Genomic DNA, 25,286 nt, shown 5'->3' on the forward strand with positions numbered 1-25,286 from the left:
TTCAATCATGTGAAAAGCCCGCCGATCGGCCGGCTTGTTCACAGTCACGCAAGGACAGCACCAAAGGTTTCACCACTCGTTGAAAAAGTGTCAGAGCGTTGCGGCCAGTCGAACGCCTTGGTTGATCGCGCGCTTGGCATCAAGTTCCGCCGCAACATCCGCCCCGCCGATTACATGGGGCGTCATGCCTTGGGCGATCAGAGCATCAGCCAGCGACCGTTCCACCACCTGACCGGCGCACAGCACGATGGTGTCGCACGCGATCAGTGTCGGGTTTTCGCGCGCCTCGCCGAAGCTGACATGCAAGCCCACCGCGTCGATCTTTTCGTAGTTCACGCCGGTGACCATCTTCACGTTTTTCATCTTCAGGCTGGCCCGGTGTATCCACCCGGTCGTCTTGCCCAGGCCTTTCCCCATCTTCTGCGCCTTGCGTTGCAACAGCGTCACCTCTCGGGCAGCGGGTTCCGGCAACGGCCCTTCGGGGGCCAAACCCCGCGATGCTCGGCTGGGTCCGCCACACCCCATTCCTTGCGCCACAGCTCCGGCACCTCCGTCGGGCTCGCGCCCTCATGGGTCAGGTATTCGGACACGTCAAATCCGATACCGCCCGCGCCGATCACCGCCACGCGCGGCCCAACCAGGGCCTTGCCCGCCAGCACATCCACATAGGACAGCACATTCGGCCCGTCCTGCCCGGCAATCTCCGGATCGCGCGGGCGCACGCCCGTGGCGATGACAACCTCATCATAGCCCGCCAGATCATCGGCAGAGGCTTTTTGCCCCAAGCGCAGGTCTATCTGGTGCCGCGCCATCATCGTGGCGAACCAGTCGACAAGACCCACGAACTCTTCCTTGCCAGGAATCCGCTTGGCCATATTCAGTTGCCCGCCCACCTCGGCGGCTTTATCGAAAAGCGTCACCTGATGCCCGCGCTCCGCCGCTGTCATCGCCACTGCCATCCCCGCAGCACCTGCGCCGACAATGGCGATGCGCTTGGGCGCATCCGCCGGGCCGTAATCCAGTTCCACCTCATGGCAGGCGCGGGGGTTCACAAGGCAGGAGGTCAGCTTGCCGCTGAACGTGTGGTCCAGGCACGCCTGGTTGCACGCGATGCACGGCGCGATCTCGTCCGCCCGACCCGCCTCGGCTTTGGCGACAAAATCCGCATCCGCAAGAAATGGCCGCGCCATCGAAACCATGTCCGCGCAGCCCTCGGCCAGCACCTCTTCGGCGACATCAGGCATGTTGATCCGGTTCGAGGTGATGACCGGAATACCCACCTTGCCCATCAGCTTCTTCGTGACCCAGGCAAATGCCTTGCGCGGCACGCTTGTGGCAATCGTGGGAATCCGCGCCTCGTGCCAACCGATGCCGGTGTTCAGGATCGTGGCGCCTGCCGCCTCAACGGCCTGAGCAAGCTGCACAACCTCCTCATGGGTCGATCCGCCGGGCACCAGATCAATCATCGAAAGCCGATAGATGATAATGAAATCCGCACCCACTGCCTCACGGCACCGGCGCACAACCTCCACCGGCAGGCGCATGCGGTTTTCATAGGGGCCGCCCCAGCGATCCTCGCGCTTGTTAGTATGGGTGACGAGGAACTGGTTCAGGAAATACCCTTCAGATCCCATGATCTCCACGCCGTCATAGCCCGCCTCGCGCGCCCGGACCGCCGCCGTCACGATATCGGCGATCTGTTTCTCGATCCCCTCTTCGTCCAATTCTTTCGGCGGAAAGGGGAGATCGGGGATTTCACGGGCGAGGCACTTACGCAATCGGGCGAATAGGCATAGCGCCCGGCGTGCAGGATCTGCATCGCGATCTTGCCACCAGCGCCGTGGACCGCATCCGTCACCACCCGGTGGTTCGCAATGTCCTGATCGGTGTAAAGCCCGGCTGCGCCCGGAAACACGCCGCCTTCTTTGTTTGGCGCCATGCCCCCCGTCACGATCAGCGCAACACCACCCGCCGCGCGATCCGCATAGAAGCGGGCCACGCGCGGCCAATCCTTGGTCTCTTCCAGACCGGTATGCATCGATCCCATCAGCACTCGGTTCTTCAACGTGGTGAAGCCCAGATCGAGTGGAGCCAACAGGTGCGGATACTGCGCGTGCGTCATGACGGAAAACTCCCTTGCTTGCCGCGGAGGTAATCCGATCACGCCAGCAAGGTCACGCGAAACCCCGCGTCACACGCCCTGTTTTCCTTGTTTCAGAAATACCTTGGGGAGTCCGTCAGGACGGGGGCGACGCCCCCAAAAACCAAAGACAATGCGCCGAAGGCGCGCCGCGGGATAAGGATCAATCCTGACCCGTCTCGGCACAATGGCGGCGAAACGCGCGCTTCAGCATTTCCAGCTCATCCCGCAGCAAGGCCATTTCGCCCCTTATGTCTTCATCCAGCGCAGATCCCGCCATCAACGTGACCCGGTCCAGAACCTCACCCGATGCCGTCGACCGCAGCCCGACCACTTGCACCCCATCGCTGACCACATCAATGGGCAGGTCCAGCGACACGGCCACAGCCCCCTCTTCCTCAGGGTGCGGGGCCAGTTGCGCGATCCCGATGATCTTGCCGCGATGAAGCGCTTCAATCTCGGTCTGTGTGGCACCCGTCAGAACGCCTTCGTACCGGCCACCCTGAAGTGCGGTGCAAACCAGACTCTCAGCCATGCTCAATCCCCCCAAAGGCGCTAGAAATCAGCGCGCGGTGCGCGCAACAGGGCCATGTCCCACAAGGCGATGCGGGTCATCTTTGGCCCCTCGATGATCAGATCAAGCCAGGCCTTCTCAAGCCGCTTTTCGTTGATCTTGGAATAGGCCAGATCGAATTCCGCCACGCCATTTGTTCCGTCAAATTCCACCTGCCGCACGATCTGTTCCACGTTTGGCCCGTGCTGCACATTCAGGCGCGCGTAGATCTCAACGGGCTGCTCGCGCTCGGCCACCAGCCTGATGGCGATGAAATGGTTGCGCGTCAGGCCAACCAGCGCCTCCCCCGGCAGGTCCTGAACGAAGGAGATGAAGGATCCGTCCGACCGATACACTTCCAGAACCAACCCGAATTGTGATCCCTCGACCCACATCGGCGCGCGATCTTGTACAAGGCTGAAATCGGCATGGGTGGCGTCGTGAAACACGGTGATCCCACCCGGCAGAGGCTGGGGCGAGCTTAACCCGACAACGCCGCGCGGGCGCATCTCCGCCGTCCAAGGAGCCGGGCGCACGGCCCAGTCGCATTGATCGGGCCGCTCAATCCCGTCTGTGTCCGAGGCCTTGCGCGCCCGCAGCTCTGATCGCGCCTGCGCCGACATCACGTCCAGTCGGTCGCGCAATCCGCGGATGTCACCGGCCATACGGTTCAACTCGGAACTTGGCAGATCCTTTGGGACGCGCAAGGCGCGTTGCCAGCGCTTGAGGGTCTGGCCAAGGCCAAAACCACCAAACATTCCGGGAAAATCCTGACCCATTCCGCTCATCCTTCGCACCCACACCCGCAGCCTGGCCCTGCTATAGCAGGTTTCTCTTGGCAGACGATTACCGGAATATCCGCTGAAACAGGCCGCCTTGAAAGAGGCCTCCGCCGCCTTGTGTGTCCGCCTGTGGCAGGTCTGCCGCGTTTGCGCCTGCGGCAAAGCCCGAATTGGCCGACTGCACGGCTCCGGCAAAGGCCGTTAGGGTGGCCAACGCGTCCTGGTCGCTCACGCCCTGATCGGCCAACGCCAGAACCGAAAGTGTCGCCAGGCGCGGGCCCAAATCCATGTAGGCGCGCCAGTAATCCTGTGCCACGCCTGCCACGGCACCGGCGCTGGTGTCGCGCGCATGCAGCAGGAACATCTGCCCTGCCACCCGGGTCTCAAGGATCGTCACGCTGTCAGGGTCGCCCGACCGGCTCAAAACGCCGCGTCCGGCATCTGAGCGAAAGAAGCCGTCCAGCGCGTCCAGATTACCCGTCAGGCTTCCCCCATCCGCAGAGCGTGCCGCGACCGCCGCCGTCAGCACCGCCGGCACGTCAGGCTGCGCCGCGCGGGCGCGCCCCGAAATCGCCGCGCAATTCCCCAGTAGGACAAATCCCGTATCGCCCTCGCTCCGGGTGGAGCTTGGATCGACACAAAAGCCCCGCGGCCCCGTGATCGTCACAGCGTCCGCCGTGACCTGCACCTCACGCGGGGCGGCATCGCCACCGCCCCCTAGGCTCACACACGCGGCGAGGAAGGTATAAGACCCGAGAAGGGCTGCAAACCGCAGCGCCTCAAAGATCCGCATATACGTGCTTTTCCTTCGCCGCACCGGGATGCGTGACCGCGCCGTAGCGCGCCTCACCCACCAGTTGCGCATATTTCCACAGCACGCCCGAGGCATAGATCGTCTCACGCGGGCCAGCCCAATTGGCCTTGCGCGCGGCCAGCTCTTCGTCGGACAACGCCACCGAAAGTTCGCCCGTGATCGCGTTGATCGTGATCACGTCGCCATTCTGCAAAAGCCCGATTGGCCCGGCGACCGCGGCCTCTGGCCCCACATGGCCCACGCAGAAGCCCCGCGTCGCGCCCGAGAAGCGGCCGTCGGTGATGAGCGCCACCTTCTTGCCCATGCCTTGGCCGGACAGGGCCGCCGTTGTCGCCAACATCTCCCGCATCCCCGGCCCGCCCTTAGGCCCTTCGTTGCGGATCACGATCACTTCGCCCGCTTCATAGGCGCGCGCCTTCACGGCCTCGAACGCATCCTCTTCGCATTCGAACACGCGGGCAGGCCCGGTGAAGACCTGCTGGTCTTCGCTCATGCCCGCGACCTTCACGATGGCGCCCTCTGGCGCGAGGTTGCCGCGCAGGCCCACAACGCCACCGGTCTTGGTGATCGGGTTCTGGACGGTGTGAACCACACGCCCGTCCGGCTCGCCCTGGATCTTGTCCAGCGCCTCTTCCATCGTTTCACCCGACGCGGTCAGGCAATCGCCGTGCAGAAGCCCCTCTTTCAGAAGCTCCTTCATCACAACCGGCACACCGCCGACCTCGAACAGGTCCTTGGCCACGTACTGGCCGCCCGGTTTCATATCGACGAAGTAAGGCGTGTCCTTGAAGATGTCGCAGACATCAAACAGGTCAAAGTCGATCCCCGCCTCATGGGCAATCGCAGGCAAGTGCAGCCCGGCATTGGTCGACCCCCCGGTACACGCCACCACTCGCGCTGCATTTTCCAGCGCTTTGCGTGTCACCACGTCCCGCGCGCGGATGTTCTTCTCCAGCAGGGTCATCACGGCCCGGCCCGAGGCCTCACCATATTCCTTACGCCCCTCATAGGGCGCAGGCATGCCGGATGAGTTCAGCAGCGCCAGACCAATCGCCTCGGACACACAGGCCATTGTATTGGCCGTGAACTGCCCACCACACGCGCCCGCGCTCGGGCAAGCCACCCGCTCCAACACCGCCAAGGCCGCATCGCTCAGATCGCCCGACTGGTACTTGCCCACCGCCTCGAACATGTCCTGAACCGTCAGGTCGCGCTTGGCGAATTCTTCCGGCACATCCGCGCCTTCCGGCACTTTGCCCGGCAGGATCGTACCACCGTACATGAAGACCGACGGCACGTTCAGCCGCACCATTGCCATCATCATCCCCGGCAGCGACTTGTCGCAGCCCGCAAGCCCGACCAGCGCATCATAGCAATGGCCGCGCATCGTCAGCTCAACCGTATCCGCAATCGCATCACGGCTCGCCAAAGACGACCGCATCCCTTCATGCCCCATCGCAATCCCGTCCGTGACGGTGATCGTCGTGAATTCACGCGGCGTGCCATTGGCGTTCAAAACGCCAGCCTTGGCCGACTGCGCCTGCCAGTTCAGCGCGATGTTGCACGGGGCTGCCTCGTTCCAACAGGTTGCCACGCCCACAAACGGCTGCGCGATCTGCTCTTCCGTGATGTCCATCGCGTAGAAATACGACCGGTGCGGCGCGCGCTCCGGGCCTTCCGTCACATGGCGGCTTGGCAGTTTCGATTTGTCTGGCCGGTTCTGCAACATGGCGTGATCCTCGCTCCCTGATCGGTGACTTGGCTGTGGAATAGACGCCCCGCCGCAGGCACACAAGCGCCATTGAAGGCGACGCGCGCCCGGCGTAGGATCGTGAAAACACCAATGATAACGGCAGGCCCGATGCAGTACCTCGCCCACGATACCTACATCGCGCCCGCGCGGATCAAACCGGACCTCTGGCGGCTCCTCCTCGGCATGGTGATCATCGCCCTGGTCTACGCCGTCGGCGTGGGTCTTGTGTTCGGCGGCGTCTTCGTCGTTGCAGGTCCTGCAAATGCCGAACGCTGGATGGTCGAGATGGTCGAGGCCACCGGCCCAACGGGCACGCTTCTGCTGCTGGCCACGTTCATCGGCATGGCGGCCGGGCCGATGCTTGCGGTCATGCTCTTCCATGGACGCCGGATCAGAACCCTGTTCGGGCCCCTTCCACGTACCCTGCGCCACTTCCTGATCGCCATGCTGGTCTGCGGCGCGGCCTATGCCCTGTCTTTCCTGATCCCCAATGATGTGGAGCTCGCGCCCAACCTCGACCGCGCCATCTGGCTCTCCTTCCTGCCGCTCGCCCTTGTGGGCGTGCTGATCCAGACCGGCGCGGAGGAGCTGCTGTTTCGCGGCTATATCCAGCAACAGCTTGCCGCGCGCTTCCGGGCGACCTGGGTCTGGATGGTTCTGCCCGCCCTCTTCTTCGGCTCCCTCCATTGGCAACCCGAGATCATGGGCGACAATGCCATCTACATCGTCGCCGCTGCCACGCTCTTCGGCCTGCTTGCCGCCGATCTGACCGCCAAGACCGGCTCGCTCGGCGCGGCCTGGGGCTTTCACTTCGCCAACAACACCGTGGCGATCCTGATCGTGGCGATGGACGGCCCGCTGTCGGGCCTGGCTCTCTTCACAGCGCCACTCGACCCCGCCTCGCCCGAGATCCGCCCCCTGATCCTGCTCGACATGGGCACCACAGTGGTGACTTGGATCCTGATCCGCCTCGCCGTGACACGTTTCCCCTGACCCATCCCCATTTGCATTTCCTTGCACGCCACAATATCTGGGCTTGAAGCTCAAACCACACGGCTGAGGCGCATATGAACTGGATCACCAACTACGTCCGTCCCCGGATCAACTCGATCTTCTCGCGCCGCGAGACGCCTGAGAACCTGTGGTCCAAATGCTCCGAATGCGGCACGATGCTGTTTCATCGGGAGCTCAGCGAAAACCTGAACGTCTGCACAAACTGCGGCCACCACATGGCCCTGCGCCCGCGCGAACGGTTCGAGGCGCTGTTTGACAACGGCATCTTCACCGAGATCGACGTGCCAGAACCGCTGGCAGACCCGCTGAAATTCCGCGATCAAAAGCGCTACCCCGATCGGATGAAGGCCGCCCGCACCCAAACCGCCGAATCCGAGGCGATGCTGGTCGCCCAAGGCGAAATCGGCCGCACGCCCATCGTCGCGGCCGCGCAGGATTTCAGCTTCATGGGCGGCTCCATGGGCATGTATGTCGGCAACGCGATCATCGCGGCGGCTGAGCGCGCCGTGCAACTCAAGCGCCCGCTGATCCTCTTCTCCGCCGCCGGTGGCGCGCGGATGCAGGAGGGCATCCTCAGCCTCATGCAAATGCCGCGCACTACCGTGGCCGTTCAGATGCTGAAAGAGGCGAACCTGCCCTACATCGTCGTGCTCACCCATCCCACAACCGGCGGCGTGACGGCCTCCTACGCCATGTTGGGTGATGTCCAGATTGCCGAACCGAACGCGCTCATCTGTTTCGCAGGCCCCCGCGTGATCGAACAGACGATCCGCGAAACCCTGCCCGAAGGCTTCCAGCGCTCCGAATACCTGCTCGATCATGGCATGCTCGACCGCGTCACGCCGCGCGGCGAGATGCGGGATGAGCTGATCTCCATCGTGCGGATGCTCATGGGCGAAACGCCCCCGGTCAAAGGTGATCTGCCCGCGCCGCAGGCTGAGGATGAGACAACCGAAGCCGCCACACCGCAGGCCGAGGAAATCGCGCCCGACACCCAAGGTGATGAGACCTCCGCCGAGGGGGATCGCGCCTGAGATCCGGGTGCGCCGCGCCCATCTTTGTTCCCCGAAAATGCCCGCCGGAGGCGATCTGACCTCGCCAAAAGCGCCACTGTCCCGATCCGCAAGGCACAGCCCATGACGCAGCCGCGCTCTGACGCCCTTCTCGACCGCATGATGACCCTGCACCCCAAGGTCATCGACCTGACGCTCGACCGGATGCACCGCATCCTGACCGCCTTGGGCGAGCCGCAGACAAAACTCCCCCGTTATCCACGTCGCCGGCACAAATGGCAAAGGCTCCACCATCGCGATGATCCGCGCAGGGCTGGAGGGCGCGGGGCTCAGCACCCATGTCTATACCTCCCCCCACCTCGCGCGCTTCCACGAACGCATCCGTCTGGCGGGCGAATTGATCGACGAAGATACGCTGTCGGACCTGCTCGACACCTGCCTCGAAGCCAACGGCCCTGAGACGATCACCTATTTCGAAATCACCACCGCCGCCGCCTTCAAAGCCTTCGCTGAAACGCCTGCCGACTACACTCTGCTCGAAGTCGGTCTGGGTGGCCGCGTCGACGCCACCAACGTCGTCGACCAGCCTGCGCTGACCGTGATCACCCCTGTCGACCTCGACCACCAGCAATTCCTCGGTGACACGCTGGGTGCCATCGCGTTCGAGAAGGCGGGCATCATCAAACCCCGCATCCCCGTCGTGATCGGCCCGCAAAAGGACGAAGCGCTTGAGGTGATCGAGGCGCGCGCCAGCGGCCTCTCCGCCCCGATTTTCGCCCATGGTCAGCACTTCCACGTCACGACGGAGCGGGGCCGCCTGATCTATCAGGATGAAACCGGCCTGCTCGACCTGCCGATGCCAGCCCTTGCTGGCCCGCACCAGATCCAGAATGCGGGCACCGCCATCGCCGCCCTGCGTGTGCTGGGTCAAGGCAACTCCGATGCCGCCATGACGGACGCGACTTGGCCCGCCCGCATGCAGCGCTTGCGCACAGGTCCCTTGGTAGAGGCCGCGCCTGAGGCCGAGCTGTGGCTCGACGGCGGCCACAACCCCCACGCCGCCCGCGCCATTGCCGCCACGCTCGACCCGCTGCCCGCGCGCCCCACGCACCTGATCTGCGGGATGCTGAACACCAAGGACGTCACTGGCTATATGGCGCCCCTCAAACCCCATGCCGAGACGCTCACCGCCGTTTCCATCCCGGGCCAAACCGCGACCCTGTCCGCTGAGGACACCGCCAAGGCAGCAACGGAAGCTGGCCTAAAAGCCACCACCGCCGATAGCGTCGAAGCTGCCCTCGCGTCCATCACGGCCCACACCCCGCACGCTCGCATCCTGATCTGCGGCTCGCTCTATCTGGCCGGTGAAATCCTCAAGACGAATGGCTGAGGGCAGGCATTCCACCGGTTGACCCCATCCGCTGGAAACACCACGTTCGTCCCATGCGCCTGACCCTCCCTTTTCTCGCTCTGCTCGCCGCCACGCCAGCCCATGCAGTGCAGTTCCAATTCTGCTGGACCGGGGCGAATGGCTACACCCTCGAAGGTGTCATCGAGTTTCCGGATGACTATCTCAACACCGGGATCATCACCGAAACTGATGTCACCAAGTTCCAGATCATCGGCTTCCTCGACGGCGTCGCCATCGGCTCCTGGAACATGCGGGATGCGACACCCGAGACTTCCTGGACCCTCCGCTTTGATACCGACACGCTCCGCTTCCCCACCGGCGGCATCCGCAGCGAAAATTCGTATCAGGAGTGGAACGCCAACGGCTCCGTCAACGATTGTGGTGCGGTCGATGGGTTCGGCTTCAACGGCGGGAACTACGCGCAGGATGTCTGCGTGAACAATGTCTGGGTCGAAGACAGCTCCATCGACCCCAACACCCCCTCTTCGCGCAGCCCATGGATGTGGAATTGGTCTGCGAAACAGTCGTGCCGACAAGCTGATGGAACATAGCGTCGATCTCGCAACCTGGCCCCGCGCCGCGCAATTCCATTTCTTCCGCACCTATACGCGGCCCCACTTTGCCGTCACATCCCGCCTCGACGTGACCCATTTGATGACGCAGGTGAAGCCCACCGGCGTCTCCCCGTACCGCGCGAGCCTCTACGCCATCGGCGCAGGCGTTCATGCCGTGCCCGAACTCCTCATGCGGTTCCGCGGCAACACCGTCATCCGCCACGATGCCGTGGACCTGTCCATGACCGTCCCCACCACGGCGGGCAGCTTCAACTACGCCTACGTTCCCTTCGACCCCGACTTCGCGTCATTCGACTCGACCGCCAAGGCCTTGATCGACGCGGCGGCCAATCAAACCGACCTGTCCGCCAATTCCGGGCAGCGCGACGATCTCGCCTACCTCTCCTGCATGCCGTGGCTCGATTACACGTCGCTGACGAACGCCATGCCCGGCCCCGACGACTGCATCCCCCGCATCGGCTGGGGCAAGATCATCCAAGACGGGGACCGCCACACCATGCCCATGACGTTAGAGGTGCACCATGCGCTGGCCGACGGCGCCCATGTCGGGGCCTATTTCGAGGCTGCGCAAAACGCGCTCGACACGCTTCCGGTCACCCGATCCGCCTGACGAAAGCAACCCTTTGCCGATCCCGCCCCGTCTGATCTGCATCAAACCCTGGTCGGCATTTCTGCGTTAACCTTCTCCCAACTAACAAAAGGGAGCAGGATCATGAAACGCCACGCAGTCATTGCCACCATCCTTTTGGCGGCCTGCACACCCACCCTCGACGATCAGGTCAGCGTCACCCGTGGCGCGCAGGTCTTTTCCGAAAACTGCGCTGCTTGCCATGGCACAAATGCGCGGGGGTCGTCCGATCTGCCGACAGCCACAGGCGACGCGCCTGACCTGACCCTGATCGCCCAACGCAACGGCGGCACCTTCCCTGAGATCGAGACGATGGCCACCATCTACGGCCCCGCCTACCACCAAAGCCGCGGCACCATCATGCCAGAGTTCGGGGCCGATGATCTCGGGCCGCTCATCGTCGTTGAAGTCGAAGACGGCGTCGGAACCCCGATCCCCGCCGACCTGATCGCGCTTTCCGAATACCTGCAATCCGTGCAACGCTGACGTCCAGTAACAAGGGCAAAGCACGAAAGGCGCGCGCAATGGATTGGACCGGTCTGTTTTCCATCTTGTTGGCGTTTTTCGTGGTCGCCGTCTCCCCCGGGCCGGCAACCCTTGCGGTCAGCACGATCTCGGCCAGCCATGGCCGCAAAGCCGGTGCGCAATTCGGAATGGGTCTTGGGTTTGGCCTCGCCTTTTGGGGCATCATCGCGGCCACGGGCCTGGGCGCGGTTCTGCAAGCCACCACAAATCTCTTGGTTGCCATCAAGATCGCGGGTGGCTGCTACCTACTATGGCTGGCCTATGGCGCGGCCCGCTCGGCCCTACGCCGGGATGTCGACCTGCCAAAGGCCGCAGATGTCGCGCCATCGGGCCGCTGGCTTCTGCGCGGCTTGATCCTGAACCTGTCCAACCCGAAAGCGGTCGTGGCTTGGATGGCCGCCCTGGCTGTGGGTTTGCGCCAGGATGACGGTTTAGTTGCCGTTGCCCTGGCAACGGGCGGCTGCGCCATCATTGGGTTTGCGATCTACGCGGCCTATGCGGCCCTGTTCTCGCTCGCGACCATCCGGGCGGGCTATGCACGCCTGCGCCGCTGGATCGACGGGGCCGTCGCCGGATTATTCGCCATTGCCGGGTTGGCCCTGCTGCGGTCGGCGTTGCAGCGCGGGGCCACTACGCCCTAGCGCATCACTCTTCTTTCGCCCGAACGGCTTCTCGGGCGCCGCCTCGAACTGCACCGGCAGGTCATCGAACAACCCGCCCTCCGCGCCGCCCCAATCCCGCATCCACGGCAATGGGTCTGCCAGCGCGCCACCGCCGGTCCATTCGAAATATCCCAACTCACCGGCCGCCGGGATCGGGTCACAAGGCACCGGGTCGCGCAACAGCAAACCGGCCTCACCCCCGAACCACGGGCTGTCGCTTTGCGTGACGATCTCCACCACCTCGACTGTCCCGATGATCGCCCGCCGGGGCAGCACATCGGGGCGCGGTACGCGCACCCCATCCCGCGCCCATCGCCAGACGAGGTAGTCGTACTCCGCCTGCTTCATGCCAATCGCCGCGTGGATCGCGATGCGGCCCGGCACCATCCGCCCCGCCCGGATCGACCCGAGCGAACGGTTTTCGACATCCTTGCCGCCGTGGATGATCGCCCAGGCAGACGGTTGGCGAACGGAAAGGGCGGTAGGAGATATCGGCGGCGTCATAGATCACAGATAGCGCGGCGGCAAACTCTGACCAAATGGACGCTTTTTTCAGGAAAATTGTGACCAGTTGGACGCAACTGTGACCATTTGGTCAGGGTTTACGGCATTCTGGCGATCACTTAAGCACATGCTCAGGTAAGAAATTCTTTAGTCAAGCGCTTCCCCAATCGGCCCCCTGCATCTCCCGCAGACGGCTTGCAGTACGTTCGAACTCGAACGCGCCGGTTCCCTCGGTATATAGCGCCTCAGGCGCGGCTGCGGCGCTCGCCACCAGCCGGACTTGCCCCTCGTAAAGCGCATCAATCAGCGTGACGAACCGCTTCGCCTCATTCGCCTTTTCACGGCTCATCTTCGGGATGTCTTCCAGAACCAGAACCTTCGCTGCACCGACCAAAGCGAGGTAGTCGGCAGGCCCCAGCGGCTTGCCGCACAGGTCGTTGAACGACGCGCGCGCCTGCCCTGCCCAAAAGCGCGGGATCACCACCTCGCGCCCTTTCACTTCCAACATCAACGCCTCTTCCTTGCCGCCGGTCAGATCGCTCCAGATCAGGTCAATTGACGCTTTCGCACTGGCGTCCGCGGGCGTGAACCACACCTGCTCTCCAGCCAAACGATCCTGCCGATAATCCGTGTCAGCGGCCAGTTCGTGCACCTCCAGCCGCGCTTCCAGAAGGGCAATGAACGGAAGGAACAATTGCCGATTTAACCCATCTTGATAAAGGTTTGCGGGGTGCCTGTTCGAGGTTGTGACAATCACGACCCCAGCTTCAAACAGCCGCTCGAACAGGCGGCCCACGATCATGGCATCGGCGATATCGGTGATTTGCATCTCGTCGAAACACAGCAACTTCAAATCGCGCGCGATGTCGTCGGCGACCGGCTTGATGGCATCCTCCACACCCGTCTTGCGGGCCTCGTGCAGGGCAGCCTGAACCTCTTGCATGAAGGCATGAAAGTGCACCCGCCGCTTGCCCGGAACCGAGGCGTGCTGAAAGAACAGGTCCATCAACATCGACTTGCCGCGCCCGACTCCGCCCCACAGGTAAAGACCCTGCTTGCCCATCGGCTCGGCCTTGCGGAATCGCGCGAGGAAACCAGTGCGTTCGGGGCCTCCAGGCGTTCGCGAACTTGCTCCAGCAGGTCGATGACCAGACGCTGCGCCGGATCGGGCCGAAGAAGGCCTTCGGCAACGCGGGTGTCATAGATGGCGGTCAAATGCTGCGACATGGGGTCAATCTGTATGCAAGAAGGGCGAGTTTGCCCATAGAAATCAAGATGATCAGGAAATGTGAACCCTCGGGTCAAAAGCTCTGATTTGACCATTTGGAATGCCCCCGCCAAAGTGCCCAAAACCGTGCCAGGGACGCCAAAAATGGAACGCACAGATCGCCTTATCACGCCCGTTCTGATCGGCGGTTGTGCCATCATCCTGATCAGCTTCGCGATCCGCGCGAGCTTTGGGCTGTTCCAGATTCCCATTGCGGAAGAATTCAACTGGCTGCGAGCCGAATTCTCGATGGCCATCGCCATCCAGAACCTCGCCTGGGGCATTGGCCAGCCGATTTTCGGTGCGATTGCCGAGAAGATCGGCGACCGTAAAGCCATCGCTCTGGGCGTGGCGCTTTATGTCATTGGGTTGGTTGTTTCGGCCTATGCGATCACGCCGGGGCAGCACCAAATTCTTGAAATACTTGTAGGATTTGGCATTGCGGGCACGGGCTTTGGCGTAATCCTCGCCATGGTCGCTCGTGCCGCGTCGGATGAACATCGCTCCCTGACGCTCGGTATCGTGACAGCTGCCGGCTCAGCCGGGCAAGTCGTGGGCCCACCGGTGGCGGAGGCGCTTTTGAGTGCGTTCCCCTGGCAAACGGTGTTCCTGATATTCGCTGGCATGATCTTTGCGTCGCTTCTCTTCCTTCCAATGCTCAAGGCGCCCGAAAAGCCCAGCACACCCGAAGCTGATGAAACCCTTGGGCAGATTCTGGGCAAAGCATTTCGCGACCCGTCCTTCACATTGATCTTCATCGGCTTCTTTTCCTGCGGCTATCAGCTGTCTTTCGTGACCGCTCATTTCCCCGCGTTCATCACCGAGTACTGCGGCCCCATCGCGCCCGGCGGCGTGCTGCACACCATGGGTATCACGACCACGACTGCCCTGGGCGCAATCGCGATTTCGTTGATCGGGCTTGCGAATATCGGCGGTACGCTGTTCGCCGCCTACCTTGGCAAAACCTATTCCAAGAAAAATCTGCTGGCGCTGATCTATACCGGCCGCACTATCGCAGCCGCCGTCTTCATCCTGATGCCGATCACACCCACATCGGTTATCATTTTCTCGGTCATCATGGGCTCGCTCTGGCTCGCCACTGTCCCGCTGACGTCTGGCCTTGTCGGCTACATCTATGGGCTGCGGCATATGGGAACGCTTTATGGCATCGTCTTCTTCAGCCACCAACTCGGCAGCTTCGTAGGTGTCTGGTTGGGGGGATTCATGTACGACATCTACGGCAACTATACCGTCGTGTGGTGGGTGGGTGTGGGCGTCGGCGCGCTGAGCGCGATTGTGCATCTTCCGATCAAGGAAATCCCATTGGGCAAACGTACGCCAATGGCGGCCTAACGCGCTTTGACCGCATCCAGGATGTAACGCGCCACCATCAGATCCAGATGCGCGCCGCCGCCGTTCTTGCACAATGTGATTTCGTCGTCAGACCCACGCTCGAACCGATCCATGTCGTAGTAGTCGCCCACGACGTCGGACTCGAAGAACACGCCTTCTTCCAGCGGGATCTTCAACTCACCGATATGGCCGAAGGTGGTGGCGCGACTGTCCACGAAGACCCGCGCGCGGCGCAAACAATCGTCGTCCGCCTCCCGCATGTCGGGCCGGTAGGCGCCGATCAGGTCGATATGCTGGCCGGGTTGCAGGCATTTGCCCTTGAGGATCGGTTGCGTTGTCATCGTGCCGGTGGCGATGATGTCAGCGGCTTCCACGGCCTCCCGCAGGTCCAGCGCGATAGAGACGTCGGGGAAGTCCGCGCGGATATGGGCGACGTTGGCGAGGGTCCGGTTCCAGATGGTGAATTCAGCATCTGGAAACGCCGCCGCATAGGCTTGTCGAATGGAGCGCACCACATTTCCTGCCCCAATCAGAAGGATCTTCTTGCTGTCGGGCCGCGCCAGTTTCCGTGCGGCAAGCAGACTGTCGCCCGCCGTTTTCCACTTGGTCAGCAAGTGAAAGTCGATGATCGCCTCTAGCGTGCCGTCAGTGTCCGAGAACAAGCAAACGCCGCCATGGATGACAGGCTTTCCGTCGTCCTTGTTGGCCGGGAAGATCGTGGCCGTTTTCACCAACTGTCCCAGCCCATCAATCCAGGCCGCGCGGGACAAAAGCGTATCATCGCCCCGGTAGAGGAATGTGTCGTCGATCTGAGCCTGCGGCATCTGGTGGCCGGCCTCAATCGCATCGCTTAGTGCGATCCAATCCAGCTTTTCCTCGGCCTCCGGTCCGATTATCAAGGTCATGCCTGTGCCTCCTCTGTGCTCAGCAGGCCTTCTTTTACCAACCTGTCTGCCCATCCTTGCGGCCCGTCGAACAGATGTGTCTGCCATCCGCACGCCGTTGCGGCCTCGATATTATCCGTCCGGTCGTCAGCGAAAAGGAGGGTCTCTGGCGATAGGCCACAATCCGCCTCGACCTGGGCATAAATCTCGGCGTCCGGCTTGGTGATTCCCATATGGCCCGAGATGTAGGAGCGGTCGAATTCGGTCAGGAACGGGTAGACTGGCGTGGCGATGTCAAAGGTCTCGATCCCGAAATTCGACAGAGCGAACACGGGCACGCCGCGATCGCGCAACGCCCGCAGTAGGGCGACGGAATGCGGGATCACGGGGCTGGCCATGTGCAGCCAGTCGTCGTGCCACAGCATGATCTCGTCGTGCCAATCGGGGTTCGCGGCGGCGCAGTCTTTCACCACTGCGTGAAAATTCTCACCCCGATCCACCCGGTCGTTCATCGCATGCAGATCAACCGCTGTGAACATAGCGCGGCGGCGGTCTTCTCCGATCACACGGTCATAGTGCCGCTCAGGTTGCCACTCGATCAGCACATTGCCGATGTCGAAAATGACCGCCTGAACGCCCATCAGACGGAGTAGAGCGCGTCGGCGTGGAAGGCGATATGTTCTTCCATGAAGCTCGACACGAAGAAGTAGGAATGATCGTAGCCGGGCTGCATCCGCAGCGTCATCTGCTGGCGACGTGCGGCGGCGGCATGGGCCAGCGCCTCGGTCTTGAGCAGGTCGCCGAATTGGTCATCCGCGCCGGTGTCGATCAGCATCGGGCCATCGAAGCCGGCGGCATGCATCAGAAGCGTCGCATCGTGGGGCGCCCAAAGGTCTTCGTCTGCGCCCAGATATGCGCCGAGTTGTTTGCGCCCCCAATCGCTATCGGTCGGATTGCAGATCGGCGCAAAGGCCGAGACCGAGGCGAACCGTTCGGGAAACCGCATTGCAATGGTCAGCGCACCATGCCCGCCCATCGAATGGCCCGTGATTGCCTGGCGCGCTGGGTCGAGGGCGAAGTGCTCAAACACCGCGTTGGGCAGGTCTTCGGTGATGTAGTCCCACATCTGGAAATGCTGTGCCCAAGGCGCCTCGGTCGCGTTCACATAGAAGCCCGCGCCTTGGCCCAAATCATAGGCCGCGTCATCTGCCACGCCGTCGCCGCGAGGCGAGGTGTCGGGGAAAATGAGGGCAATCCCTTGCTCAGCCGCCCATCCTTGGGCTCCGGCTTTGTTCATCGCGTTTTCGTGGGTGCAGGTCAGGCCCGACAGATACCACAGCACCGGCACAGGTCCGAATTGCGCCTCTTCCGGCAGGAACAGGCCAAAGGTCATATCGGTCTGCGTGGCGTTGGAGGCGTGGCGATAGACACCTTGTGTGCCGCCAAAGGCCTTGTTCTCGGAAATCGTTTCCATCTGCTCGGGTCCCCCACATGTTTTTTACTGCCTAACGCGGGGTGGGGCGGCACGCAATCCTTACGTGCCGGCCTTACGTGCCGGTGAGCGGGGCCAACCAGGCGATCACGGCGGATACGGTCAGGATCGACACAGCGGTCGAGATCAGGATCGCGGCTGAAACGCGCTGTGGCGCAACCCCGTAATGCTGCGCAAGGATGTAGACATTGCCCGCAACCGGCAGGGCGGCGGCGGCAATCATCACGCCCGCATCGTAATCTGGCACGTCAAATAGGTAGAGCGCGGCTACCGCGACGGCGGCCGGGTGCAAGACAAGCTTGCAGAAGGTCAGCCAACCCGCGACAGACATCCGCTCTGCTGATTTGCCAGCCAGCGAAGCCCCGATGGCAAACAGCGCGCCAGGTGTTGCGGCGGCACCAAGGATGGCGAGGAATTCGTTCACCGGCCCCGGCACGGTCCACCCGGTCGTGGACCAGGCAAGGCCCAGAACGATGGACACAATCATCGGGTTTTTCAGAAGGCCGATCCCGACGGTGCGCAACACTCCAAGGGACATCCGCCCGTCGCGGCTGCCCGTCACGATGATCACAATGAGGCTCGAAAAGACAATCAGATCGACCGACAGCACAAGGATTACGGGGCCTGCCGCCGCCTCGCCCAGAAGAACGACAAGCATCGGAATGCCAAGAAAGCCCACATTGCCGATCACGGCGCACTGTGCCTCAAACGCGGCCTCGGTCACCGGGCGTTTGCGCGCCATCGCGACGATGGTTGCGAGAAGATAGACGACGATACAGCCCGACAGATACGCGCCGACAAATTGCCAATCGATGATCTCGGCCAGCGACAGGTTCGCAGCGAACCGGAACAGCATGGCCGAAAGCGCAAAGTAGAAGACGAACTTTGTCAGGTAGGCCGCAGCCTCGGACGTGAAGAACCCGGTGCGGCAAGCCTGAAACCCCAACGCGATCAGCGCAAAGAAGGGCAGGGTTTTCAGGAAGATGTCGACCATGGCTCAGCGCTAAGCCACAGGCCCTGCGCTGTCCAGATGCCAAACCTGACGAAACGTCCAGCTTGCCGAAACTGAACTGGTTAGTTTACAATAGGTGTCAGGAAGGGAAGACGACTCATATGAATGCCGAGACGCAGATCAAGAAAGGTCGCAAGTTCGACCAGGTCATCGCGGGTGCGCGCGCTGTCTTCATGCGGGAAGGCTTTGAAGGCGCGTCTGTCGATGAAATCGCGCGCGATGCCGGTGTGTCGAAGGCCACGCTCTATTCCTACTTTCCGGACAAACAGCATCTGTTCCTCGAAGTGCTCAAACTGGAATGCGACGCCCAGTCTGAGGTTGAGGTTCTGTTTGAGCAGACCGGCCTGAGTGTTGAGGAAAAGCTCTGCGTGATCTGCAAGAAGTTGATCACCTTCTTCCTCAGCGATTTCGGCCAGGACATGTTCCGTGTGTGCGTAGCCGAGGCGAAGCGGTTCCCCGAACTGGGCGAGACATTCTACCTGAGTGGCCCGAAGCATTGGGGCGAAAAGATCGCGGGGTTCCTCAGCAGCGACAAGGCACGCGCCGTTCTGGATATCGAAGATCCGTTTCTGGCCGCCGATCAGCTTGCGCAGCTCTGCCGCACGGACCTGATGTTGAAAGTCATGTTCGGGATCGAAAAGAACCCCGCTGAGGCCGAGATCGACCGCATCGTTGATGAGGCGGTGCGCACGTTCCTGGCCCGGTATCGCCGCGCACCAAAAGCTGCGGGTTAATCCAGCCGCCGCACCAATAGCTGATTGCCGGCGCCGCGCTTCACTTCCATCATCTTCAGGCTTTCGACGAGATCGCTCAGCTTGCGTTTGCCATAGGTGCGCGTATCGAAATCGGGGTTTGCGGCTGTCATGTATTGGCCCAACTGCCCCAGCGAATACCAATCGTCGCCCTGCTCGATGGCATCCATGGCGCGGAAGATCAGATCGCGCGCTTCGTTGATTGGGCGCGCTTCGGGCTTGCCGTTTGACTTCTCTTCCCCTTTGGCGCCTCGGGCAAGATATTCTCAATAAAGATGAAGCGTTTGCAGGCTTTGCGGAACGCTTCGGGCGTTTTTTGCTGGCCAATTCCGTATACGTCCAAACCCTGTTCCCGGATGCGGCTGGCCAGACGCGTGAAATCACTGTCGGACGAGCAAAGCACGAAGCCGTCGAACCGGCCAGAATGCATCAGGTCCATTGCGTCGATCACCAATGCAATGTCTGAGGCGTTCTTGCCCACCGTGTTCGCGGGCTGGTGAAAGGGCACGATCCCATATTCGGCCTGAACGTTCGACCAGCCCTTCATATGGGATGAGCTGAAATCACCGTAGATGCGCCGCACCGATGCCTCACCAAAACCAGCGATTTCATCAAAGATCGCCTTTGCGTGTTTGTGGCTCGTATTGTCGGCATCAATCAGGACGGCAAGAAGCGGTGTGTCGTTGGCCATGTCTGCTCCGGTGTTTTGCGGCAGCCTGACATAGCTGTCCGCAGATCACCACCCACCGCCCGGACCCGCCGGAAACGCAAAAGGCCATCCCGGATGGGACGGCCTTTCAGGTCGCGCATCGGCGCTAGCGGTCTACTTCGTTGCAGCCGGGGCAGGTGTCGCCGGTGCCGCGCCGCCGGGTACTCCGTTTCCGTCGACAACTTCATCCCAGATATCGCCAAGGCGATCCGCGATGGTCTCACGCGCGTCGCTGTCATCGTCATAGTTGTAGACGACCAGGAACGGCTCAACAAAACCGCCATCTTCGGCGCAGATGAACAAGCCGTCGACGACTTCGCCGCGAAGATCGTAGCCGCCGATGGTCCAGTTTGAACGGCCGGTGAAACCGTCGCCACCGAAGCGCGCGCGGTAGGTGTTGAAGGTTGTCTCTGCGTAATTCATGCAGGTGTCCAGATCGCCGATCGACGAGAAGTCGGTCACGGTCCAACCTTCGGCGTGTGCTCCGCCTGCGGCGGCAAAGGAAAGAGTTGCTGCAATAAGCGTCTTTTTCATTTGGGGTCCTTTCAAAATGTCTTTCTTGGGGAAGGGTTAGTAAACGACCACGGACCGGATCGACTTGCCTTCATGCATCAGGTCGAAGCCATCGTTGATCTGGTCGAGGTTGAGGGTGTGGGTGATCATCGGGTCGATCTCGATCTTGCCGTCCATGTACCAATCGACGATCTGCGGCACGTCTGTCCGGCCACGGGCACCACCAAAGGCCGTGCCGCGCCAGGAACGTCCGGTGACAAGCTGGAAGGGCCGCGTCGAGATCTCCGCGCCTGCGGGCGCCACGCCGATGATGATCGACTCGCCCCAGCCCTTGTGCGCCGATTCCAATGCGGCACGCATAACTTGGACATTGCCTGTGGCGTCGAAGGTGTAATCGGCACCACCGCCGGTCAGTTCGACAAGGTGGCCCACAAGATCGCCCGAAACCTCGGAGGGGTTCACGAAATCGGTCATGCCGAAATGGGTGGCCATCTCGACCTTGCCAGGGTTCAGGTCAACGCCAACAATCTGGTCTGCACCTGCAAGGCGCAGGCCCTGGATCACGTTCAGGCCAATACCACCGAGCCCGAAGACAATCGCGCGGCTGCCGATCTCGACCTTGGCGGTGTAGATCACGGCGCCGATGCCCGTGGTCACGCCGCAGCCGATATAGCAGATCTTGTCGAACGGCGCGTCCTTGCGGACTTTCGCAAGCGAAATCTCGGGCAGAACCGTGTGGTTCGAGAAGGTCGAGCAGCCCATGTAATGCAGGATTGGCGTGCCGTCGAGCATCGAGAAGCGGCTGGTGCCGTCGGGCATCAGGCCTTGGCCTTGGGTCGCGCGGACCTTCTGGCAGAGGTTTGTCTTGGGATGCAGGCAGTATTCGCATTCCCGACATTCCGCGGTGTAAAGTGGGATGACGTGATCGCCGGGTTCCAGCGAAGTGACGCCCGGCCCGACCTCAAGCACGACGCCCGCACCTTCATGGCCCAGAATCGCGGGAAACAGGCCTTCGGGGTCCGCGCCCGAGAGCGTGAATTCATCCGTATGGCAAATGCCGGTGGCCTTTATTTCCACCAGAACCTCACCGGCCTTCGGGCCTTCTAGGTTCACTTCCATAACTTCGAGTGGCTTGCCCGCTTCAAGCGCGACGGCTGCACGTGTCCGCATTTTTCCTAGTCCTCCCACAGACTTGCTTTGACCTCAGACTGTGACAATCTGAAAGCCAAAGCAACGGAGGATAGCATGACCCGGTTTACGCTTTTGCCTTTCATTTTCGTGATCGCCGCGTGTCAGCCGGTCGAGACGGGCTTCGGCCCGGGTTTCGATGACCCCAACGCTTGCGGGGCTGAAGCGGTCCAGGGGCTTGTGGGTCAGCCGCTTGGCGCGGCAAGCAGCGTCACTGCCCCCGGCGGCGTGCGGCGGATTGGCCCCGCTGATCTGGTAACGACGGATTACAACCCGAGCCGTATGAATGTCTCGCATGATGGGGCCACGATCACGCGCATCAGTTGCGGTTGAGGGTCAGGTTAGGGTTGTCCTTACCCTACGCGCTCGTGAGTAGTATTTCAGCCGTCCCCAGGCCATGACATCTCCAGATTTTAAATTTCGGAGATTGACAATGACCCCTTCCTTCAAGGCGATTGCCGCCGCCCTTCTTGTGACCCTCACCCCGCTGGCTGCCAGCGCACAATCCATTGGCATTGGCCATACCGGCCCCGGTAGCTGGCATAACGGCATCATCGGTGGACCGGCCATTGGTGCCCCCATCACGCCAGGCGTCGTTGGCGGTTGGACTCCTCCCGGCCAAGGCGTGCCCACGCCAGTGCAAGGTCAGGATTGTGGGGCGGCCCACGCGCAATTCCTTGTGGGGCACAATATTCAAAATACGCCAGTTCCTGGCGGCGCGCGTGTGATCGGCCCGGGCACGGTCGTGACATTCGACTACCGCACGGATCGTCTGAACATTGCCCACGACAACCATGGCACCATCACGCGCGTCTATTGCGGGTGATCTGATCGGCCGTCTTTCAGGTGTGGGCGGAATTTTCGGCCCACATCCAAGGATTGGGGGCGATACCGCATCAAACAAATGATTACGACCTGCAATTGCTTGTTCACATCGAGGATTTTCAAATGCCCGTTTCCAGAACGATCGCCACCGCGGCTTTTATCGTTGCACTGACCACTTCCATAGGTGCGGCGCAGGGAACTGCGCCAGAGGCCGCTCCCGTAGAAGCGACCCCCTGCGGGGCGGAGCATTTTCAGGACCTGATTGGCACCCATGTCAGCGCGACCGCGCTGCCTGAGCATGGGGTCTTGGTCCGACCCACTACGATCCGTGCAACGATCTATCTACCCGAACGGCTCAACATCGGATTGGACGAAACCGGCTATATCGCGACTGTCTATTGCGGGTGATTGGGCACTGGCACGCCGCGCCTTGCGCTTGGGGGTGATTCCCCTATATCCGCCTCAACAGCGGCGTCGGACACTCCGGCACCACCGACACTTTCAGCGGGCCGCACGGCCCGCTTTTTCGTTTTAGGCACCTATGTCCGATCTGATCGCAAAGACGCCGCCATCGACCGTCGCATGGCCGAAATCCTGACCCCGGTGATTGAAAACCTGGGGTTCGAGGTTGTGCGCATCCGCGTGATGGGCGGCAAGACGAACACGCTGCAAATCATGGCCGAACGCCCCGAAGGCGGAATCGAGGTGGATGAATGTGCCGAGATCTCTAATGCCATTTCCGTGGTGCTCGACGTCGAAGACCCGCTTGAAGACGCCTATGCGCTGGAAGTTTCCAGTCCCGGTATTGACCGGCCCCTGACACGTCTGAAGGATTTTGAGACCTTCGAAGGCTATGAGGCCAAGATCGAGACAACTGACATGATCGACGGTCGCCGCCGCTTCAAAGGTGTGATCGCGGGTGTTGAGGGCGAAGATGTCCTCCTGAACCTCGACGTGAACGGCGAGACGCAGACCGTGGGCCTGAATTTCGATTGGCTCAGCGACGCGAAACTCGTCCTGACCGACGACCTGATCAAAGAGATGCTCAAGCAACGCAAAGATGCGGGCATCATCGACGAAACCCAATTTGACGAAATCGAGGAAGAGCCCTCGACGCCTGAGGAGTAAGACCCATGGCCATCACATCAGCCAACCAGCTGGAACTGTTGCAAACCGCGGAAGCCGTGGCACGCGAGAAGATGATCGACCCCAATCTGGTGGTCGAGGCGATGGAAGAGAGCCTCGCCCGCGCTGCGAAGTCCCGCTACGGCAGCGAGCTTGATATCCGCGTGTCCATCGACCGCAAGACGGGCCGCGCGACCTTCACCCGCGTGCGCACCGTGACTGATCCGGAAATCCTGGAAAACGACAAGGCTGAGATGCCGCCGGAGGAAGCGACTGCGTTGATCAAGGGCGACCGTCCGAACGTTGTCGTCTTCAATGCCAAATCGCACATCTACGACGAAGAAGGTGAGCTGATTGAGACCAAGGACGTGAAGCGTTTCGTCCTGCGTGCCCCTACGGAAACGGACCGCATCCTGACCGAAGGCATCGACCAGAACGTTGAGCCTGTCCTCGGCGACATGATCGCCGATGAGGTTCCACCGGTCGAAATGGGCCGCATCGCCGCGCAGTCGGCCAAGCAGGTGATCCTGCAGAAGGTTCGCGAAGCCGAGCGTGACCGTCAGTACGAAGAATTCAAGGATCGCGCGGGCACCATTATCAACGGTGTCGTCAAGCGTGAGGAATACGGCAACGTCATCGTCGATGTGGGCGCGGGCGAAGCGCAGCTGCGTCGCAACGAAAAGATCGGGCGCGAAGCGTATCGCAACGGCGACCGCATCCGCTGCTACATCAAGGATGTGCGTCGTGAGAATCGCGGCCACCAAATCTTCCTGTCCCGCACTGCGCCGGAATTCATGGCCGAGCTGTTCAAGATGGAAGTGCCGGAAATCTATGACGGCATCATCGAGATCAAGGCTGTGGCCCGTGACCCCGGTTCGCGCGCCAAGATCGCTGTGATCTCCTACGATGGCGGCATCGACCCTGTGGGTGCCTGTGTTGGTATGCGCGGCTCCCGCGTGCAGGCGGTTGTGAATGAGCTTCAGGGCGAAAAGATCGACATCATCCCGTGGAACGAAGACGCGCCGACGTTCTTGGTGAACGCGCTCCAGCCCGCCGAGGTGACGAAGGTTGTTCTGGATGAGGACGCCGGCAAGATCGAAGTCGTGGTGCCGGATGAGCAGCTTTCGCTGGCCATTGGTCGCCGTGGCCAGAACGTGCGTTTGGCAAGCCAGCTGACAAACCTCGATATCGACATCCTCACCGAGGAAGAGGAATCGAAGCGCCGTCAGGCAGAGTTTGAAGAGCGCACGAAGCTGTTCATGGACACGCTCGACCTAGACGAATTCTTTGCGCAACTGCTGGTGTCCGAAGGCTTCACGGCTCTTGAGGAAGTGGCTTACGTGGAACTCGATGAACTGCTCGTGATCGATGGCGTCGACGAAGACACGGCGAACGAGCTTCAGGCCCGTGCCCGTGATTATCTGGAAGAACAGAACAAAAAGGCGCTGGAACACGCGAAAGAACTGGGTGTGGAGGAAAGCCTCATTGCATTTGAAGGCCTCACGCCCCAAATGTTGGTGGCCCTTGGCGAGGACGGCGTGAAGACGCTGGACGATTTCGCAACCTGCGCAGATTGGGAACTGGCCGGTGGCTGGACAACTGTTGATGGTGAGCGGGTCAAGGACGACGGACTTCTGGAACCCTTTGATGTAACGCTTGAGGAGGCGCAGAACATGGTAATGACCGCACGTCTTCAGCTTGGTTGGGTGACCATCGAAGAGCTTGAGGCACAAGCTGCTGCCGAGCTTGAGACTGCTGCAGAGGAGGCGGCAGAGGGCTAACGCCCTCTGGC

At 61.7% G+C, this 25,286-nt stretch carries 23 protein-coding genes and 5 pseudogenes; 14 read left to right on the plus strand and 14 right to left on the minus strand.

Annotation, left to right across the window (positions count from 1 at the left end):
• Nucleotides 1-90 precede the first annotated feature (90 nt).
• The 5 genes and pseudogenes from ACZ1HK_RS14175 to ilvD form a co-directional block, all read right to left on the minus strand.
• Nucleotides 91-2,122 (minus strand): annotated as a pseudogene (locus tag ACZ1HK_RS14175) (FAD-dependent oxidoreductase).
• 181 nt (nucleotides 2,123-2,303) lie between these two features.
• Entirely contained in the window at nucleotides 2,304-2,675 is a 372-nt protein-coding gene (locus ACZ1HK_RS14180; protein ID WP_472629236.1) for a hypothetical protein, read from the minus strand.
• Nucleotides 2,676-2,695: 20 nt separating this feature from the next.
• Nucleotides 2,696-3,472, minus strand: a complete 777-nt coding sequence (locus tag ACZ1HK_RS14185; protein WP_472629237.1) for a DUF6478 family protein — start codon at nucleotides 3,470-3,472, stop codon at nucleotides 2,696-2,698.
• Nucleotides 3,473-3,539: 67 nt separating this feature from the next.
• Entirely contained in the window at nucleotides 3,540-4,268 is a 729-nt protein-coding gene (locus ACZ1HK_RS14190; protein ID WP_472629238.1) for a hypothetical protein, read from the minus strand.
• Nucleotides 4,255-6,018: a dihydroxy-acid dehydratase gene (ilvD, locus tag ACZ1HK_RS14195; RefSeq protein WP_472629239.1), complete on the minus strand. Its 1,764-nt coding sequence runs from the start codon at nucleotides 6,016-6,018 to the stop codon at nucleotides 4,255-4,257. Before ilvD ends, ACZ1HK_RS14190 begins: the two co-directional genes overlap by 14 nt.
• A gap of 102 nt (nucleotides 6,019-6,120) precedes the next feature.
• Here ilvD and ACZ1HK_RS14200 point away from each other — a divergent pair, with 102 nt between their 5' ends.
• The 7 genes and pseudogenes from ACZ1HK_RS14200 to ACZ1HK_RS14230 all read left to right on the plus strand — a co-directional run bounded on the left by ACZ1HK_RS14200 (nucleotide 6,121) and on the right by ACZ1HK_RS14230 (nucleotide 11,849).
• Nucleotides 6,121-7,035, plus strand: coding sequence for a lysostaphin resistance A-like protein (locus tag ACZ1HK_RS14200; RefSeq protein ID WP_472629240.1), 915 nt, complete (start codon nucleotides 6,121-6,123; stop codon nucleotides 7,033-7,035).
• A 74-nt stretch (nucleotides 7,036-7,109) separates the two neighbouring features.
• On the plus strand, nucleotides 7,110-8,090 hold the full coding sequence (gene accD, locus ACZ1HK_RS14205; RefSeq protein WP_472629241.1) for an acetyl-CoA carboxylase, carboxyltransferase subunit beta: 981 nt from the start codon (nucleotides 7,110-7,112) through the stop codon (nucleotides 8,088-8,090).
• A gap of 102 nt (nucleotides 8,091-8,192) precedes the next feature.
• Nucleotides 8,193-9,459, plus strand: a pseudogene (locus tag ACZ1HK_RS14210) (bifunctional folylpolyglutamate synthase/dihydrofolate synthase).
• A 53-nt stretch (nucleotides 9,460-9,512) separates the two neighbouring features.
• Complete coding sequence (locus tag ACZ1HK_RS14215) at nucleotides 9,513-10,031, plus strand: hypothetical protein (RefSeq protein WP_472629242.1); 519 nt, start codon at nucleotides 9,513-9,515, stop codon at nucleotides 10,029-10,031.
• Nucleotides 10,021-10,665 carry a CatA-like O-acetyltransferase gene (locus tag ACZ1HK_RS14220; protein ID WP_472629243.1) on the plus strand — a complete coding sequence of 215 codons (645 nt, stop codon included), beginning with the start codon at nucleotides 10,021-10,023 and terminating at the stop codon, nucleotides 10,663-10,665. The genes ACZ1HK_RS14215 and ACZ1HK_RS14220 overlap by 11 nt, the downstream gene beginning before the upstream one ends.
• Nucleotides 10,666-10,767: 102 nt before the next feature.
• Nucleotides 10,768-11,169, plus strand: a complete 402-nt coding sequence (locus tag ACZ1HK_RS14225) for a c-type cytochrome (protein WP_472629244.1) — start codon at nucleotides 10,768-10,770, stop codon at nucleotides 11,167-11,169.
• A gap of 38 nt (nucleotides 11,170-11,207) precedes the next feature.
• The gene (locus ACZ1HK_RS14230; RefSeq protein ID WP_472629245.1) at nucleotides 11,208-11,849 is read left to right on the plus strand and encodes a LysE family translocator; all 642 of its coding nucleotides are present in this window, start codon (nucleotides 11,208-11,210) and stop codon (nucleotides 11,847-11,849) included.
• Here ACZ1HK_RS14230 and ACZ1HK_RS14235 read toward each other — a convergent pair.
• Nucleotides 11,784-12,374: an ASCH domain-containing protein gene (locus tag ACZ1HK_RS14235; RefSeq protein WP_472629246.1), complete on the minus strand. Its 591-nt coding sequence runs from the start codon at nucleotides 12,372-12,374 to the stop codon at nucleotides 11,784-11,786. The two genes, ACZ1HK_RS14230 and ACZ1HK_RS14235, sit on opposite strands and share 66 nt — an antisense overlap.
• Nucleotides 12,375-12,525: 151 nt before the next feature.
• Nucleotides 12,526-13,601, minus strand: a pseudogene (gene zapE, locus ACZ1HK_RS14240) (cell division protein ZapE).
• Nucleotides 13,602-13,746: 145 nt separating this feature from the next.
• On the opposite strand from zapE, the gene ACZ1HK_RS14245 reads away from it, so the two are divergent.
• Nucleotides 13,747-14,994: an MFS transporter gene (locus ACZ1HK_RS14245; protein WP_472629247.1), complete on the plus strand. Its 1,248-nt coding sequence runs from the start codon at nucleotides 13,747-13,749 to the stop codon at nucleotides 14,992-14,994.
• On the opposite strand, the gene ACZ1HK_RS14250 is transcribed toward ACZ1HK_RS14245, so the two are convergent.
• The 4 genes from ACZ1HK_RS14250 to ACZ1HK_RS14265 form a co-directional block, all read right to left on the minus strand.
• Nucleotides 14,991-15,899 (minus strand): ornithine cyclodeaminase family protein, encoded by a 909-nt coding sequence (locus ACZ1HK_RS14250; protein WP_472629248.1) that lies wholly within the window; start codon nucleotides 15,897-15,899, stop codon nucleotides 14,991-14,993. The genes ACZ1HK_RS14245 and ACZ1HK_RS14250 overlap by 4 nt on opposite strands.
• Entirely contained in the window at nucleotides 15,896-16,519 is a 624-nt protein-coding gene (locus ACZ1HK_RS14255) for an HAD family hydrolase (protein ID WP_472629249.1), read from the minus strand. The genes ACZ1HK_RS14250 and ACZ1HK_RS14255 overlap by 4 nt, the downstream gene beginning before the upstream one ends.
• Nucleotides 16,519-17,352, minus strand: a complete 834-nt coding sequence (gene fghA / locus ACZ1HK_RS14260; protein ID WP_472629250.1) for an S-formylglutathione hydrolase — start codon at nucleotides 17,350-17,352, stop codon at nucleotides 16,519-16,521. The genes ACZ1HK_RS14255 and fghA overlap by 1 nt, the downstream gene beginning before the upstream one ends.
• A 73-nt stretch (nucleotides 17,353-17,425) precedes the next feature.
• Nucleotides 17,426-18,364 (minus strand): AEC family transporter, encoded by a 939-nt coding sequence (locus tag ACZ1HK_RS14265; RefSeq protein WP_472629251.1) that lies wholly within the window; start codon nucleotides 18,362-18,364, stop codon nucleotides 17,426-17,428.
• Nucleotides 18,365-18,483: 119 nt separating this feature from the next.
• On the opposite strand from ACZ1HK_RS14265, the gene ACZ1HK_RS14270 reads away from it, so the two are divergent.
• Nucleotides 18,484-19,116 carry a TetR/AcrR family transcriptional regulator gene (locus ACZ1HK_RS14270; RefSeq protein ID WP_472629252.1) on the plus strand — a complete coding sequence of 211 codons (633 nt, stop codon included), beginning with the start codon at nucleotides 18,484-18,486 and terminating at the stop codon, nucleotides 19,114-19,116.
• Here ACZ1HK_RS14270 and ACZ1HK_RS14275 read toward each other — a convergent pair.
• From ACZ1HK_RS14275 to ACZ1HK_RS14285, 3 genes and pseudogenes are all read right to left on the minus strand, one after another.
• Nucleotides 19,113-19,825, minus strand: a pseudogene (locus ACZ1HK_RS14275) (NYN domain-containing protein). The gene ACZ1HK_RS14270 and the pseudogene ACZ1HK_RS14275 overlap by 4 nt on opposite strands.
• Nucleotides 19,826-19,957: 132 nt before the next feature.
• Complete coding sequence (locus tag ACZ1HK_RS14280; protein ID WP_472629253.1) at nucleotides 19,958-20,377, minus strand: hypothetical protein; 420 nt, start codon at nucleotides 20,375-20,377, stop codon at nucleotides 19,958-19,960.
• 36 nt (nucleotides 20,378-20,413) lie between these two features.
• Nucleotides 20,414-21,526, minus strand: coding sequence for an S-(hydroxymethyl)glutathione dehydrogenase/class III alcohol dehydrogenase (locus ACZ1HK_RS14285; RefSeq protein WP_472629254.1), 1,113 nt, complete (start codon nucleotides 21,524-21,526; stop codon nucleotides 20,414-20,416).
• A 75-nt stretch (nucleotides 21,527-21,601) separates the two neighbouring features.
• On the opposite strand from ACZ1HK_RS14285, the gene ACZ1HK_RS14290 reads away from it, so the two are divergent.
• From ACZ1HK_RS14290 to nusA, 5 genes and pseudogenes are all read left to right on the plus strand, one after another.
• Nucleotides 21,602-21,877 carry an I78 family peptidase inhibitor gene (locus ACZ1HK_RS14290; RefSeq protein WP_472629255.1) on the plus strand — a complete coding sequence of 92 codons (276 nt, stop codon included), beginning with the start codon at nucleotides 21,602-21,604 and terminating at the stop codon, nucleotides 21,875-21,877.
• 100 nt (nucleotides 21,878-21,977) lie between these two features.
• A complete protein-coding gene (locus ACZ1HK_RS14295; RefSeq protein WP_472629256.1) occupies nucleotides 21,978-22,370 on the plus strand; it encodes an I78 family peptidase inhibitor in 393 nt (130 codons plus the stop codon).
• A gap of 122 nt (nucleotides 22,371-22,492) precedes the next feature.
• Nucleotides 22,493-22,777 (plus strand): hypothetical protein, encoded by a 285-nt coding sequence (locus tag ACZ1HK_RS14300; protein WP_472629257.1) that lies wholly within the window; start codon nucleotides 22,493-22,495, stop codon nucleotides 22,775-22,777.
• Nucleotides 22,778-22,910: 133 nt separating this feature from the next.
• Nucleotides 22,911-23,497 (plus strand): annotated as a pseudogene (gene rimP / locus ACZ1HK_RS14305) (ribosome maturation factor RimP).
• Nucleotides 23,498-23,502: 5 nt separating this feature from the next.
• Nucleotides 23,503-25,275, plus strand: a complete 1,773-nt coding sequence (nusA, locus tag ACZ1HK_RS14310; RefSeq protein ID WP_472629258.1) for a transcription termination factor NusA — start codon at nucleotides 23,503-23,505, stop codon at nucleotides 25,273-25,275.
• Nucleotides 25,276-25,286 lie beyond the last annotated feature (11 nt).

This window comes from Gymnodinialimonas sp. JB5-7, from assembly GCF_055693405.1.